The 15,012-nt window shown below is 63.1% G+C and carries 8 protein-coding genes; 7 read left to right on the top strand and 1 reads right to left on the bottom strand.

Translation table 11 applies throughout. The features are described 5' to 3' along the window. The first annotated feature begins 66 nt into the window (after window positions 1-66). The 7 genes from NG701_RS18170 (at window position 67) to NG701_RS21060 (ending at window position 13,365) form a co-directional block, all read left to right on the top strand. Complete coding sequence (locus NG701_RS18170; RefSeq protein ID WP_252569509.1) at window positions 67-3,966, top strand: DNA-directed RNA polymerase subunit beta'; 3,900 nt, start codon at window positions 67-69, stop codon at window positions 3,964-3,966. Between the two features lie 334 nt (window positions 3,967-4,300). Then, entirely contained in the window at window positions 4,301-4,675 is a 375-nt protein-coding gene (gene rpsL, locus NG701_RS18165; protein WP_011692814.1) for a 30S ribosomal protein S12, read from the top strand. Window position 4,676: 1 nt separating this feature from the next. Further along, window positions 4,677-5,147 carry a 30S ribosomal protein S7 gene (gene rpsG, locus NG701_RS18160; RefSeq protein ID WP_011692813.1) on the top strand — a complete coding sequence of 157 codons (471 nt, stop codon included), beginning with the start codon at window positions 4,677-4,679 and terminating at the stop codon, window positions 5,145-5,147. Between the two features lie 69 nt (window positions 5,148-5,216). Continuing rightward, window positions 5,217-7,331 (top strand): elongation factor G, encoded by a 2,115-nt coding sequence (gene fusA, locus NG701_RS18155; protein ID WP_252569506.1) that lies wholly within the window; start codon window positions 5,217-5,219, stop codon window positions 7,329-7,331. Window positions 7,332-7,578: 247 nt separating this feature from the next. Next, window positions 7,579-8,769 carry an elongation factor Tu gene (gene tuf / locus NG701_RS18150; protein WP_056344396.1) on the top strand — a complete coding sequence of 397 codons (1,191 nt, stop codon included), beginning with the start codon at window positions 7,579-7,581 and terminating at the stop codon, window positions 8,767-8,769. A gap of 156 nt (window positions 8,770-8,925) precedes the next feature. After that, window positions 8,926-13,209 carry a hypothetical protein gene (locus NG701_RS18145; protein ID WP_252569504.1) on the top strand — a complete coding sequence of 1,428 codons (4,284 nt, stop codon included), beginning with the start codon at window positions 8,926-8,928 and terminating at the stop codon, window positions 13,207-13,209. Window positions 13,210-13,239: 30 nt separating this feature from the next. After that, on the top strand, window positions 13,240-13,365 hold the full coding sequence (locus NG701_RS21060) for a hypothetical protein (protein WP_256468624.1): 126 nt from the start codon (window positions 13,240-13,242) through the stop codon (window positions 13,363-13,365). A 42-nt stretch (window positions 13,366-13,407) separates the two neighbouring features. On the opposite strand, the gene NG701_RS18140 is transcribed toward NG701_RS21060, so the two are convergent. Next, window positions 13,408-14,859 carry a GH1 family beta-glucosidase gene (locus NG701_RS18140; protein WP_252569500.1) on the bottom strand — a complete coding sequence of 484 codons (1,452 nt, stop codon included), beginning with the start codon at window positions 14,857-14,859 and terminating at the stop codon, window positions 13,408-13,410. Between the last annotated feature and the right edge of the window lie 153 nt (window positions 14,860-15,012).

Genomic DNA, 15,012 nt, shown 5'->3' with positions numbered 1-15,012 from the left:
ACATCACCTCCCTCTTCCCGTAACCAAGACTTCAGAATTTAGAGAACAAGAGAGAACAGGGACCATATGTCCAGCGAATCCTCCTTCGGCCTCATGCAGATCGGCCTCGCCACCGCGGATGACATCCGTGGCTGGTCTTACGGCGAGGTTAAGAAGCCGGAAACCATCAACTACCGCACGCTCAAGCCCGAGAAGGACGGCCTCTTCTGCGAGAAGATCTTCGGCCCTTCCCGCGACTGGGAATGCTACTGCGGTAAGTACAAGCGCGTGCGCTTCAAGGGCATCATCTGCGAGCGGTGTGGCGTTGAAGTCACCCGTGCGAAGGTCCGCCGTGAGCGCATGGGCCACATCGAGCTGGCCGCCCCGGTCACGCACATCTGGTACTTCAAGGGTGTTCCGTCCCGCCTGGGCTACCTCCTTGACCTGGCACCGAAGGACCTCGAAAAGGTCATCTACTTCGCTGCCTACATGATCACCAGCGTCGACGCCGACAGCCGCCACGAGGAACTGCCCAACCTTCAGGTTGAGCACGACATCGAGAAGAAGCAGCTGATCGACAACCGCGACTCCGACATCGCCACGATCGCCCGTGACCTCGAAAACGAGATCGCGCGCCTCGAAGGTGAAGGTGCCAAGGCTGCCGACAAGAAGAAGGCCCGCGACTCCGCGGACCGTCAGATGGCCAACGTGCGTAAGCGTGCCGACGCCGAGATCGAGCGGCTCGAGCAGGTCTGGGATCGTTTCAAGAACCTGAAGGTCGCAGACCTCGAAGGCGACGAAGGCCTCTACCGCGAGCTGCGCGACCGCTACGGCATGTACTTCGAAGGCTCCATGGGTGCCGAAGCCATCAAGAAGCGCCTTGAGAACTTCGACATGCAGGCCGAGTCTGACCTGCTGCGCGACATCATCGCCAACGGCAAGGGCCAGCGCAAGACCCGCGCCCTGAAGCGCCTGAAGGTGGTCAACGCGTTCCTGACCACCAACAACAGCCCGCTCGGCATGGTGCTGGACGCCGTCCCGGTGATCCCGCCGGAACTGCGCCCGATGGTCCAGCTGGACGGTGGCCGCTTCGCGACCTCCGACCTCAACGACCTCTACCGTCGTGTGATCAACCGCAACAACCGCCTCAAGCGCCTGCTTGACCTCGGTGCCCCGGAGATCATCGTCAACAACGAGAAGCGCATGCTTCAGGAAGCTGTTGACAGCCTCTTCGACAACGGCCGTCGCGGCCGTCCGGTCACCGGTCCTGGCAACCGTCCGCTGAAGTCCCTGAGCGACATGCTCAAGGGCAAGCAGGGCCGTTTCCGCCAGAACCTCCTCGGCAAGCGCGTTGACTACTCCGGCCGTTCGGTCATCGTCGTCGGCCCGCAGCTGAAGCTGCACCAGTGTGGTCTGCCCAAGCAGATGGCACTGGAGCTCTTCAAGCCGTTCGTGATGAAGCGCCTGGTTGACCTCAACCACGCACAGAACATCAAGTCGGCCAAGCGCATGGTTGAGCGTTACCGTCCGCAGGTCTGGGACGTGCTGGAAGAGATCATCACCGAACACCCGGTGCTGCTCAACCGTGCACCCACCCTGCACCGCCTTGGCATCCAGGCGTTCGAACCGCAGCTTGTGGAAGGTAAGGCAATCCAGCTCCACCCGCTGGTTTGTGGCGCCTTCAACGCTGACTTCGACGGCGACCAGATGGCAGTCCACCTGCCGCTGAGCCCCGAGGCCCAGGCTGAGGCACGCATCCTGATGCTGTCCTCGAACAACATCCTGAAGCCGTCCGACGGCCGTCCGGTCACCCTGCCTTCGCAGGATATGATCATCGGTCTCTACCACCTGACCACCAAGCGTGTCGGTTCAGCTGGCGAAGGCCGCGTCTTCTCCTCGGTTGCCGAAGCCATCATGGCCTACGACCTCCGTGAGCTGCACTTGAACTCGCAGGTCAGGATCCGTCTCGAAGGCTTCGTTCCGTACGCGGGCTGGGAAGCTCCGGAAGGCTACGAGCCGGGTCAGACCGTGCTCGTCCAGACCTCCCTTGGACAGGTCATCTTCAACCAGACGCTGCCGGCGGATTACCCGTGGGTTGAGAACGTTGCGGACAAGGGCGAACTGTCCACGATCGTCAACGATCTCGCCGAGCGCTACCCGAAGGTGGTCACGGCGGCAACGCTGGACAACCTGAAGGACGCCGGTTTCTACTGGGCCACCCGCTCAGGCGTTACGGTCGCCATCTCGGACATCGAGGTACCCAAGGACAAGCCGCGGATCCTCGCCGGCTACGAAACCATGGCTGCCAAGATCCAGGGCCAGTACGACAAGGGCCTGATCGACGACGACGAGCGTCGCCAGGAACTGATCGAGATCTGGAACAAGGCAACCAACGAGATCGCCCAGGTGATGCGTGACAACCTGTCGCCGATGAACACCATCAACCGCATGGTGTCCTCCGGTGCACGTGGTAACTGGATGCAGGTCCGTCAGATCGCGGGTATCCGTGGCCTGGTGGCCAACCCTAAGGGTGAAATCATCCCGCGTCCCATCAAGTCCTCCTACCGCGAGGGCCTGTCGGTGCTGGAATACTTCATCGCCACGCACGGTGCCCGTAAGGGTCTGGCTGACACCGCGCTGCGTACCGCCAACTCGGGTTACCTGACCCGTCGTCTGGTGGACGTGTCGCAGGACGTCATCGTCCGCGAAGAGGACTGCGGCACCGAGCGCGGCCTGGTCACGGCAATCGCCGTGCCGGACGCCAACGGCGAGCTGGTCCTGGACGAAAACGTCGAGAACAGCGCCTACGCCCGTACCCTCGCTGTTGATGTTGTGGACTCCAAGGGCAATGTCCTTGCGGCCGGCGGCACCGACTGCGGCGACGTCGTTATCGCTGAGCTGTTCGCAGCCGGCATCACCGAGGTCAAGGTCCGCTCCGTACTCACCTGTGAGTCCAGCGTCGGCACCTGCGCCCTGTGCTACGGCCGTTCACTGGCCACCGGCAAGACCGTGGACATCGGCGAGGCCGTCGGCATCATCGCCGCACAGTCCATCGGTGAGCCCGGTACCCAGCTGACCATGCGTACGTTCCACACCGGTGGTGCTGTTTCCGCCAGCGGTGGCGACGACATCACCCAGGGTCTGCCCCGTATCCAGGAGCTCTTCGAAGCCCGTACTCCGAAGGGTGTCGCACCGATTGCTGAAGCAGCCGGCCGCATCGCCATCGAAGAGTCCGAGCGCCAGATGCGCCTGGTCATCACTCCGGATGACGGCTCTGAAGAGATCGCCTACCCGGTACTGCGCCGTTCACGCCTCCTCATTGAGGATGGCGAGCACGTCACAGTAGGCCAGAAGCTCATCAACGGTCCGGTGGATCCCAAGCAGGTTCTGCGCATCATGGGTCCCCGTGCCGCGCAGAAGTTCCTGGTGGACGAGGTCCAGGGCGTGTACCGCAGCCAGGGCATCGGTATCCACGACAAGCACGTCGAGGTTATCGTTCGCCAGATGCTGCGCCGCGTCACGGTCATCGAGTCCGGCGAATCGGACCTGCTCCCCGGCGAGCTCGCCGAGCGCAGCCGCTTCGAGGAGGCCAACCGCCGCGTTGTGTCCGAGGGCAAGACTCCGGCTTCCGGACGTCCTGAGCTCATGGGCATCACGAAGGCGTCCCTGGCCACCGAGTCCTGGCTGTCGGCAGCTTCCTTCCAGGAGACCACCCGCGTCCTGACGCAGGCGGCCATGGAAGGCAAGAGCGACCCGCTGCTCGGCCTCAAGGAGAACGTCATCATCGGTAAGCTGATCCCGGCCGGCACGGGTCTCCCGCGCTACACCGAGGTCACCGTGGAGCCCACTGAGGAAGCGAAGGCCAACCTGTTCACCGGCCCCAGCGCATTCAGTGACTTCTCGTACGACTCCCTGGGCGGCGACGGAGCTCCTGAGTTCCACGCCATCCCGCTGGATGACTACGATCTCGGCAACGATTTCCGCTAGTCGATTGCATTGAAAGGCCCCGCTTCCACTCTGTGGAGGCGGGGCCTTTCGTCTACACCCGATTAAGGGCCCGGGTCCAGCCGTGCTAAACTTTGTGTAATTGTTCTGTGTGGCAGTGGATGAAGGCCGCCGCAGCATCATTTTGGTTTTGTTCTCATGATGCTGGGTGGAGCTTGTTTCCGGGTTGCGGGTAAGGTGCGCAACGAATGCCACGCTTTTGCACGCCTACGCAAGTTTCCAGAGGCCGCAGCTGCAAGGAGCAACGCCAAAACCATTGTGTTCAGGCTGGCGCCTGAGCGTGAAGGTAGAGATCAAACCAACGGAGAACACGAGAGTGCCTACGATTAACCAGCTGGTCCGCAAGGGCCGCACGCCTAAGGTCAAAAAGACCAAGGCTCCCGCGCTTAACGGCAGCCCGATGCGCCGCGGTGTTTGCACCCGCGTTTACACCACCACCCCCAAGAAGCCGAACTCGGCTCTTCGTAAGGTTGCACGTGTGCGCCTCAACGGTGGCGTTGAAGTTACCGCTTACATCCCCGGTGTAGGCCACAACCTGCAGGAGCACTCCATTGTGCTCGTTCGCGGCGGTCGCGTGAAGGACCTCCCCGGCGTTCGCTACAAGATCGTCCGTGGCGCCCTCGATACCCAGGGTGTGAAGAACCGTAAGCAGGCACGCAGCCGTTACGGCGCAAAGATGGAGAAGAAGTAATATGCCTCGCAAGGGTCCGGCCCCCAAGCGGCCGCTCGTACTAGATCCCGTTTACGGCTCCCCGCTGGTTACCCAGCTGATCAACAAGGTGCTGGTTGACGGTAAGAAGTCCACCGCAGAGCGCATTGTTTACGGTGCCCTCGAAGGCGCCCGCGCCAAGTCCGGCGGCGACCCCGTAGCAGCCCTCAAGAAGGCCATGGAGAACGTCAAGCCTTCCCTCGAGGTCCGCTCACGCCGCGTTGGTGGCGCTACGTACCAGGTTCCGGTTGAGGTCAAGCCGGGCCGCTCCACCGCCCTCGCCCTGCGTTGGCTGGTTGGCTACTCCAAGGCCCGCCGTGAAAAGACCATGACCGAGCGCCTCCAGAACGAAATCCTGGATGCCTCCAACGGTCTCGGTGCCGCTGTGAAGCGTCGCGAAGACACCCACAAGATGGCCGAGTCCAACAAGGCCTTCGCACACTACCGCTGGTAATACTTCCCGGACGCCGCCGGCTCGACTGAGCCGGCGGCGAACGCGTAGTCCATCCGAAAGGGAGACACCGTGGCACAGGACGTGCTTACAGACCTTAGTAAGGTCCGCAACATCGGCATCATGGCTCACATCGATGCTGGCAAGACCACCACCACCGAGCGCATTCTGTTCTACACAGGTGTGAACCACAAGATCGGCGAAACGCACGACGGCGCTTCGACGACTGACTGGATGGAACAGGAGAAGGAACGCGGCATCACCATCACGTCTGCCGCCGTGACCTGCTTCTGGGACAACAACCAGATCAACATCATTGACACCCCCGGCCACGTTGACTTCACCGTCGAGGTTGAGCGCTCACTGCGCGTCCTCGACGGCGCCGTTGCCGTGTTCGATGGTAAAGAAGGTGTCGAGCCCCAGTCTGAGACCGTTTGGCGCCAGGCTGACAAGTACAACGTTCCGCGTATCTGCTTCGTCAACAAGATGGACAAGCTCGGCGCTGACTTTTACTACACCGTAGACACGATCATCAGCCGCCTCGGTGCCAAGCCGCTTGTTATGCAGCTGCCGATCGGTGCCGAGAACGACTTCACCGGCGTTGTCGACATCCTGGAAATGCGCGCGCTGGTCTGGCCGGGCGACTCCAAGGGTGACGTCACCATGGGTGCCAAGTACGAGGTCCAGGAGATCCCCGCGGATCTGCTGGAGAAGGCCAAGGAATACCGGGCTGCCCTCGTTGAGACGGTGGCTGACGCTACCGAAGAGCTCATGGAGAAGTACCTCGAGGGTGAAGAACTCACCGTCGAGGAGCTCAAGGCCGGCATCCGCAAGATGACGATCAACTCTGAGCTCTACCCGGTCTTCTGTGGCTCCGCGTTCAAGAACCGCGGCGTTCAGCCGATGCTTGACGCCGTGGTTGACTACCTGCCGAACCCGCTCGACGTCCCGCCGATGATCGGTCACGATCCTCGCGACGAAGAGAAGGAACTCACGCGCGCGCCTTCCTCCGAGGAGCCGTTCTCGGCTCTGGCGTTCAAGATTGCTGCGCACCCCTTCTTCGGCCAGCTCACCTTCATCCGCGTGTACTCCGGTCACGTCGAAGCGGGTGCTCAGGTGGTCAACTCCACCAAGGGCAAGAAGGAGCGCATCGGCAAGCTGTTCCAGATGCACGCCAACAAGGAAATGCCTGTTGAGGGCGCTACCGCCGGCCACATCTACGCAGCGATCGGGCTGAAGGACACCACCACGGGCGACACCCTGTGTGACTCCAGCAACCAGATCGTCCTCGAGTCCATGAGCTTCCCGGAGCCCGTGATCTCGGTTGCCATCGAACCGAACACGAAGGGTGACCAGGAGAAGCTCTCACTGGCTATCCAGAAGCTCTCCGCTGAGGACCCGACCTTCCAGGTCTCCCTCAACGAGGACACCGGTCAGACCATCATCGCCGGCATGGGCGAGCTCCACCTGGATATCCTGGTGGACCGCATGCGCCGCGAATTCAAGGTCGAGGCCAACGTCGGCAAGCCGCAGGTCGCTTACCGCGAAACCATCAAGAATGTTGTTGCGCGTCACGACTACACGCACAAGAAGCAGACCGGTGGTTCGGGTCAGTTCGCAAAGATCCAGATTGCCATTGGGCCGCTGGACACTTCCGAGGGCGAGCTGTACGAGTTCGAGAACAAGGTCACTGGTGGCCGTATTCCGCGCGAATATATCCCGTCGGTTGACGCCGGTATCCAGGATGCACTGAATGACGGCGTCCTGGCCGGTTACCCGGTTGTTGGCATCAAGGCGACGCTGATTGACGGCGCTTACCACGATGTTGACTCTTCGGAAATGGCGTTCAAGATCGCCGGCCGTATGGCTTTCAAGGAAGCCGCACGCAAGGCGAACCCCATCCTGCTCGAACCGCTGATGGATGTAGAGGTCCGCACCCCTGAGGAATACATGGGTGAAGTAATCGGTGACCTCAACTCCCGCCGTGGCCAGATGCAGTCCATGGAAGATGCACAGGGTGTCAAGGTCATCCGTGCGCACGTCCCGCTGTCCGGCATGTTCGGCTACATCGGTGACCTGCGTTCCAAGACCCAGGGCCGCGCTGTGTACTCCATGACGTTCCACAGCTACGCCGAGGTCCCGAAGGCATTTGCCGACGAGATCATCCAGAAGAACCGCGGCGAGTAGTCTTTCCGACTTTCGCAGCAAAAAACTCGGGTGCGTTTCCGGTTGACGGAAGCTCACCTGGTGCAGGTGGCCGGGTCCGGTCAAGCCGGGCCCCGGCCATCTGCACGAACAGGCTCGAGGGACTAGTATTAGTTCCTGAATCTGCAATTTCACCAATCCAAAGCCCCCCAAGTAGACTTGCCTGAGTTTCTGCCGCGATAAGCGCGGTTGAAGGGTAAGTCATTTGAAAACGTTCTAGGAGGAACCTGTGGCAAAGGCAAAGTTCGAGCGGACTAAGCCGCACGTCAACATCGGCACCATTGGTCACGTTGACCACGGTAAGACGACGCTGACTGCCGCCATTTCCAAGGTGCTGTACGACAAGTACCCGACTCTCAACGAGCAGCGCGACTTCGCGTCGATTGACTCTGCTCCGGAAGAGCGCCAGCGTGGCATCACGATCAACATTTCCCACGTTGAGTACCAGACCGAGAAGCGCCACTACGCACACGTAGACGCTCCGGGTCACGCTGACTACATCAAGAACATGATCACCGGTGCCGCACAGATGGACGGTGCAATCCTCGTGGTTGCCGCCACTGACGGCCCGATGGCTCAGACCCGCGAGCACGTTCTGCTTGCCCGCCAGGTTGGCGTTCCCTACCTGCTGGTTGCGCTGAACAAGTCGGACATGGTTGACGACGAAGAGCTGCTGGACCTCGTTGAAATGGAAGTTCGTGAGCTGCTTTCGGCTCAGGGCTTCGATGGCGACGAAGCTCCCGTTGTTCGCGTTTCCGGCCTGAAGGCCCTCGAAGGCGACCCCATCTGGGTCAAGTCCGTCGAGGACCTCATGGCAGCCGTTGACGAGTCCGTTCCGGACCCCGTACGTGACCGTGACAAGCCGTTCCTGATGCCGATCGAAGATGTCTTCACGATCACCGGCCGTGGCACCGTTGTAACGGGCCGCGCCGAGCGCGGAACTCTCGCCATCAACTCCGAGGTCGAGATCGTCGGCATCCGCCCGGTCCAGAAGACCACGGTTACCGGTATCGAGATGTTCCACAAGCAGCTCGACGAAGCATGGGCCGGCGAGAACTGTGGCCTCCTGCTCCGCGGTCTGAAGCGCGATGACGTAGAGCGTGGCCAGGTTGTCGTCAAGCCGGGTTCCATCACCCCGCACACCGACTTCGAGGCCAACGTCTACATCCTCTCCAAGGACGAAGGCGGACGTCACAACCCGTTCTACTCGAACTACCGCCCGCAGTTCTACTTCCGCACCACGGACGTAACCGGCGTTATCACCCTGCCGGAAGGCACGGAAATGGTTATGCCTGGCGACAACACTGAGATGACCGTTGCGCTCATCCAGCCCATCGCCATGGAAGAGGGCCTCGGCTTCGCTATCCGCGAAGGCGGCCGCACCGTTGGTTCAGGACGCGTTACCAAGATCATCAAGTAATTTACTTGTTGATTACGGAGCTGATCGCCGTCTGACGGCCTGACGCGAAGTTTGGAACAGCCCCGCTGCTAGTGCAGCGGGGCTGTTCTTTGCTACGATTAATCCAATCAATGGATTAATTGTGCAGGCAGGCCTGCCCTTGGAAAGGGGATCGCCGTGAGGGACGAATCATATGAAGCGGGGTACCGCGCCGGTCACCTTCAGGGGTGGCTTGACGCCGTGGCCAAGCTTCAGGCGTCCGGCCGGCCAAGTCCGGGGGCCACACAATCGCCAAGTTCTGCCGACGCCGACTCACGGCTGGGGGAGGGCCCGCCCCTGGGGCAGCGTACGACGGCGGTAGCCAGCAGTGTGCCCACGCCGGCCGCTCCGGTGCCCGCCGACGTCAGGATCTCCCTGGTGCCGCCGTCGCCTTTGGCGCCGTTATCGTCGCCGTCGCCCACCGCGCCGGTGCCGCCGAGGATTCCGCCACAGTCCCCGGCCGCCTCGTTCCACACACATCCGGAGACACCGGTTGAGCGCCGGGCCCGCCGTGAAATGCGGGACCGGCAGAACATCAACATCACGCTGTATGTGGCCAGCCTGCTGCTGGTGGCTGCCGCAGCACTCTTCATCGGCACCAGCCTTCCGCCCATGTTGCGCTTTGCCGGCGTCTGCGCAGTCACGGCTCTTTTCTATGGCGCAGGATTTGTACTGCACGCCCGGGTCCCGCGGCTGAAGCCTGCTGCCGTGGCGTTCACCGGCACCGGGCTTGCCCTGGTTCCTGTGACCGGGCTGGCACTGTACAACTTCGCATTGCATCACGGCCCGTCTGCCTGGCTGATCACGTCGCTGATCGGTACCGCGGCTTATGTTGCGGCGGCGGTCCGGCTGGAGAGCAGGGTTCTCGTGTACCTTTCCTTCACGTTTGTGGCTTCCACAGCGTTCGCTGGCGTTTCAATCCTGGGTGGCGCGCTCGTCTGGTATTTCTCTGCGCTCATAGCCGTCGCCGTGCTGCTAACTGGCATTTCCCTTGCCCGGCCGCGTTGGCTGCCGCCGGTGTACGTCAGGCCGCTGATGGTCCTGCACCCGTTGGTGGTTCCGGCCGTTGCCGTCGCCGCGACCTGCGTGCCGTTGCACTTGGACAAAGCTGAGTACGCGCTGGTCATCGGGATGTGCGGAGTCTATTTTGCCCTCATGGCCGCTGTTCCGGGGCGGTTCCGGCTGATCAACTTCTATGCGGCACGGGCCGCCCTGACTGTAGCTGCCGCCGTCGAGATCTGGCACCTGACCGGCCGCGGGACCGACGCCCTGCTCGCCGCCGGCCTACTGTTCGCCACGCAGACAGTGGGGCTGGCGTTTCTGTCGGCCAGGCTGACCGCGTGGTTCCCACAGCAACAGGCAGACTCGACCGCCGCCGGCAACAGCCCAAACGCCGCTGGAGAACGCTGGCAGGTTGATGCCCGGGCCATGTTTGCTCTGCAACTCGCTGCCACCACGGCGTTCAGCGTTCAGGAGACCGCTGTCGGCTTCTTCCGCACTATGGACGGCTACGGTTCAGTCGCAGCGGGTACAACGGTGCCGATGTGGGTGCCGCTGGCCTTATCGTTGGCCACGGGCATGGTGCTGGCAGCCAGGTGGGCTGGCCGGGCCGAATGGGCGCCAGTGGCCGTACTGGTCTTGGCTGGCATAGTTTCGCCTTCGATGGGCGCGTGGCCGCTCGCCGGCATGTTGCTGCTGGCCGCCGGCTTCTGGGCGATCCGCGGGGCCTTTGATGCAGGTGATTTCCGTGGCAGGTTGGTTCTGGGTGCCCGGTTGGCCCTTACATTTGCAGTCCCCGTAACCGTCGCTGCGGTGCTGGATGACGGTCCTGGGCGGGCCGAGGCATCCGTGTTCGCGCTGTTGGTGGCGCTGGTGTGCCAGCAGCTCCTTACTGCGTTCTTGCAGCGCTTCGGGGTGCGGACCTTGGCGCCGCAGCCCACCTTGGTGCTCTTTGGTGCCGGGGGTGCTCTGGTTCTGGTCGGGCTGTCGTTCATTGAGACCTCGCCGGATCACGGCCTGACGGCCGTAGGCCTGCTCATCCAGCTTGCTGCGGCTTTTGCTATCGGCGCCCTGTTGGTTCCACGGCCGGCCACGGAACGGGACTGGGTTGCAACGGTCTGGGAGGCCTTGCCGCTGGGTATCTCCGTAGTGGCGGCGACGGTCGCGTTCCAGGCCGTTTCACAAGGCGCCGGAAACGTGTCGCTGCTGCTGGTGGTGGCGTATCTGATCATCACTGCGATGCGTCTGCCCCTGCGCCAACACCGCTGGGCCTACTGGTGGTTCGCCAGGGCGGCAGCCACAGTGCTTGCCCTGACAGCCTTTCACCAGCTGCAGCAGGACAGCGGTCCGGTGGTCATCGCGGACGAAGTGCTCCGTCCGGCGACGGTCCTGGTGACTGTGCTGGCACTTCAGCTGTCCCTTCCGCTGGTGGCTGCCGTCCGCCGTTGTGCTCCCCGCGGGATTCTTGCTGACGCGGGCGCAGTGCTCCTTCTCCAGTTGGGCGGCATTGCCAGCCTTTTGCAGTCAGGTTCCGCAGACTGGCAGGGAACCTCCGCTGCAGGACTCGTGGCCCTAGGCGCGGCGGCTTCGGGGTACGTTCTCCGCCGGGAGGCGCGTGCAGTCTGGCTGGCCCCGTTTGCATTTGTTGTGCTGCTGGTCCTCAGCGATGGCGATCTACTTCGGGTGGAACTGATCCTGGGTATCTTCGCGGTCTACTCCACGCTGATGGTGGTGGCCGAGCAACAGCGGGCCAGGAAAGGCTGGTACTTTGTGGCGGCCCGCGTGCTGACAGCAGGCCTCGCGCTGGTCCTCAGCTACGACATCACCGCCTCGCCCACTGTGGTTTCGGTGACCTTCGCCCTGGTGCTCGCGGCCCAGCATGCCGTCCGCTGGGTGGTGCGCTCACGGCTGGCTGACATCCCCTTCCAGCAGGCTGCAGTCTGGATCACCATGGCAGGGCAGGCGTTGCTGCCGCTGGCGTACGTGACGAGGCCGGGTGGCGTCGGGCTGCTGGCGCAGGACGACGACGGCGGCCGCTGGGTGGTGTTGCTGGAACTACTGATTCTGCTGGTCTCTGCAGTGGTGGCCAGAAGACTCTTCAGTGCCTACGGAGCCCGCTACTTCGCTGTGTATGCGGCGCTGTTCGGCGTGCTGGCCCTGGGCCCGCTGTTCACGTTCGGCGGGACGTTCCTTGTGACCGCGGTCCTGAGCCACACGGGCACTGCCGTGACTCTGCTGGGTGGTGCGCTGCTTGCTGCCGCTGCCGGCATCCTGCGACACCGGCAGAACGCGGGCCGGCAGAACGGGTTCACTCAGAACGGGCACGAGCAGAATGGTCACCAACAGACCACTGGCGACGCGGACGTCGAAAACTGGCTCTGGCTGGTTACCGCCAGCTCATTTGCCGGTGTTGGGCTGCTGATCTCGCCGTTGGCGGCCGACGGGGTGACGGGAGCGGCTGTACTGGTCCTGTCGGCCGTGTGCTTTACCGCGTCGCATATCGAGGATCTGCCGGTCGCGTATCCGCCGGCAGCCGTGGCTGCGCTCGGCGGGTCCGTCGCCTTGGCAGCGGAGGCGTATCAGGATGTCCCTGGCGTCTGGGGCGGATTCCTGCCATGGCTGACCGGCGCGGGCGTGGCTTCGGCCGCCCACTATGCTGTGCGGCTCATGCGCAGCGGCCCGTTGCAGGCCGAGCCGGTGCGTCGTTGGTCGCTTGCCAGTGTGGCCTTCCTCGGCCTCGTCCTGGTGGCCTTCGTCGGAATCCGGCACGATGCAACGTCCTGGACGGCGGCCGCCGTGCTGGCCGCCGCCGTCGGTGTCTCCTACAGGGAGGCACCCACAAGGGCGCGACGGATCGCCCTTGAGGTGGGTGCGTTGCTCCTCACCGTAGCCATCCAGCGTGCTGCCATCTTCGAACTGGACGCACCTGAAGGTCGCACAGGCCGGCTATTGACCGACTTTCCCAGTCCGTTCTGGGTTGTCCAGTGGTACGTGGTCCTGGCCGCTGTCCTCGGTGGCTTGCGCTACTTCACCGGCAACCAAGCTGCCGGCCGGTTCCTGGTGGGCGCGGCCTCTGTTTTGCTCTCGCTGAGCGGCCTGGGCATAGTGGTCGGCGGTAACGGTGGGCAGCAGCTGTGGGTCCTGGTGCTCCTCGCCCTGCTGCTCGTGGCAGGCCTTGGACTGGGGGAACGGCTCTTCGTCTGGTGGGGCGCGGCCGGGGTGGCCGCCTGCATTCTGTGGGCCATGCGGCAGTACACGTTCCTGCTGTTGGCGTTCATCGCTGTGGGGCTGATCGTCCTTGCCGTCTGGCGGCTGAACCGTGGAACGGCCGGTCAGGCGCCGGAGGCGGGACCAGAGGTGACCCCGGGTCCTGAGTCCAACCCGCAGTCCCGCGACGGCAGGGAACCGTCACGCCGGCACTGATACTGTTGCTGACAGCGAGAGGAGTACATCATGGAATGGCTGATTTTTCTGATCATCGTGGTCGCCGTGGTCGCCGGAGTTTTCTGGGCCAAGAAGCATTTCCGCACCGAGATTGACCGCGCCAAGCGAATCAACCGGGCAAACAAGGACAAGTAGCAAGGCCACTGGGCCTCAGCCGGCAGGGGTGTTCGCCGGTGTTCAGCCGGGCTGGCCTTCGCCGGCCAGTGATTTCCGGGCCTGACTGAGCGCCCGGTACCAGTAGAACGATTCCTTGGGTGTGCGCTCCAGGGTGTCGAAATCCACGTGCACCAGGCCGAAGCGCTGGGAGTACCCCGCGGCCCATTCAAAGTTATCCATCAAGGTCCAGACGTAATAGCCGCGGAGGTCCACGTCGTGGGCAATTCCGCCCGGTGCCGTCGCCTCCAGCGCGTGCCGCAGGTGGTCCGCGATGTAATTGATCCGGTCCAGGTCCTGGATGGGGCCGCTGACATGGTCGGGCTCCGGGAAGCTGGCGCCGCTTTCGGTGATGTACAACGGGGGCAGGTCCCCTTTATAGCGGTCCTTTAGTTCGCGCAGCAGGATGCCCAGATGCTCCGGTGCTACCGGCCAGCCGAAACCCGTGGTGCCGTATTCGGGGAACGGCTCCTGATGGAACGGCACCCGCACCATCGCCTCGGCAGGACCCGTGGGGCTTTCTGCCGGACCCCGTCCGGCTGCCACCTTCGTGGGGTAGTAATAGTTCACGCCGTAGAAGTCCAGGGGCTGGTGGATGGTGCGGAGGTCGGCGTCGGGGATTCTGCCGAACGACCGGAACCAGGGCTTGGTGATGAGCGGCGGGCGGGGGTATCGGCCCAGGAGGACCGGATCGGCATAGATCCGGTTGAGCATCAGGTCGAAAACCAGCGCGATGTATTTGTCCGCGATTTTTCGCGTGGCCGGCCGGACGGGGGAGTGGAGGTTGGTCACGCCGATTCCGCCGCGGACCCCTGCTGCGCGCAGCGCCTGGACGGCCATGCCATGGGCAAGCAGCTGGTTGTGGACAGCAGGAAAGGCGTCAAAGAGGAGATCCCGTCCGGGGGCATGGACGCCCAGCGCATAGCCGTTGAGGACTACCGAGGCTGGTTCGTTGAGGGTTACCCACTGGTCTACGCGATCACCAAAACGCCGGCCGGCCTCGCCTGCGTACTCAGCGAAGCGTTCGGCGGTGGCCCTGTTCATCCAGCCGCCACGGTGTTCCAAGGGCAGTGGCGTATCCCAGTGGTAGAGGGTGGCCATGGGGGAGATGCCGGCTTCGAGCAGCTGGTCGATCAGGCGGTCGTAGAAGTCCAAGCCCTGTTTGTTGAACGCGCCGCGGCCGTCCGGCTGGATGCGCGGCCAGGAGATGGAAAAGCGGTAGGAATCCACGCCGAGGTTCCGCATGAGAGCCACATCTTCGGGCGAGCGGTTGTAGTGGTCGCAGGCCACTGCTGGGGAGTGTCCATCGATGATGGCGCCGGGTTTCTCCGCGAAGGCGTCCCAGCCGGAGGGACCCCGTCCGTCAGCGGAGAGGGAGCCTTCGATCTGGAAGGCGGCCGCGGCAACACCCAGGGTGAACGAGCTGGGCAGTCGGTCGGCCAGATTCTGGACGGAAACGTCATTTTCGACGGTCATTCCCCCATCATCCATTCGGATGTTGCCGAAGGCAATGACCCCAGGCCGTGCAGGGCCCGAATGCGCACTGGGCCGGACGGGGAGGTGTCAGCCTGCAGATTCGCTTCTGGGCATAATATCCGGCATACTAGATGAGTTGTTCAAGCGCTTCTT

The sequence above is a fragment of the Pseudarthrobacter cellobiosi genome (genome assembly GCF_023913815.1).
Taxonomy (GTDB): domain Bacteria; phylum Actinomycetota; class Actinomycetes; order Actinomycetales; family Micrococcaceae; genus Arthrobacter; species Arthrobacter cellobiosi.
This window is presented reverse-complemented; position numbering and strand designations above follow the sequence as displayed.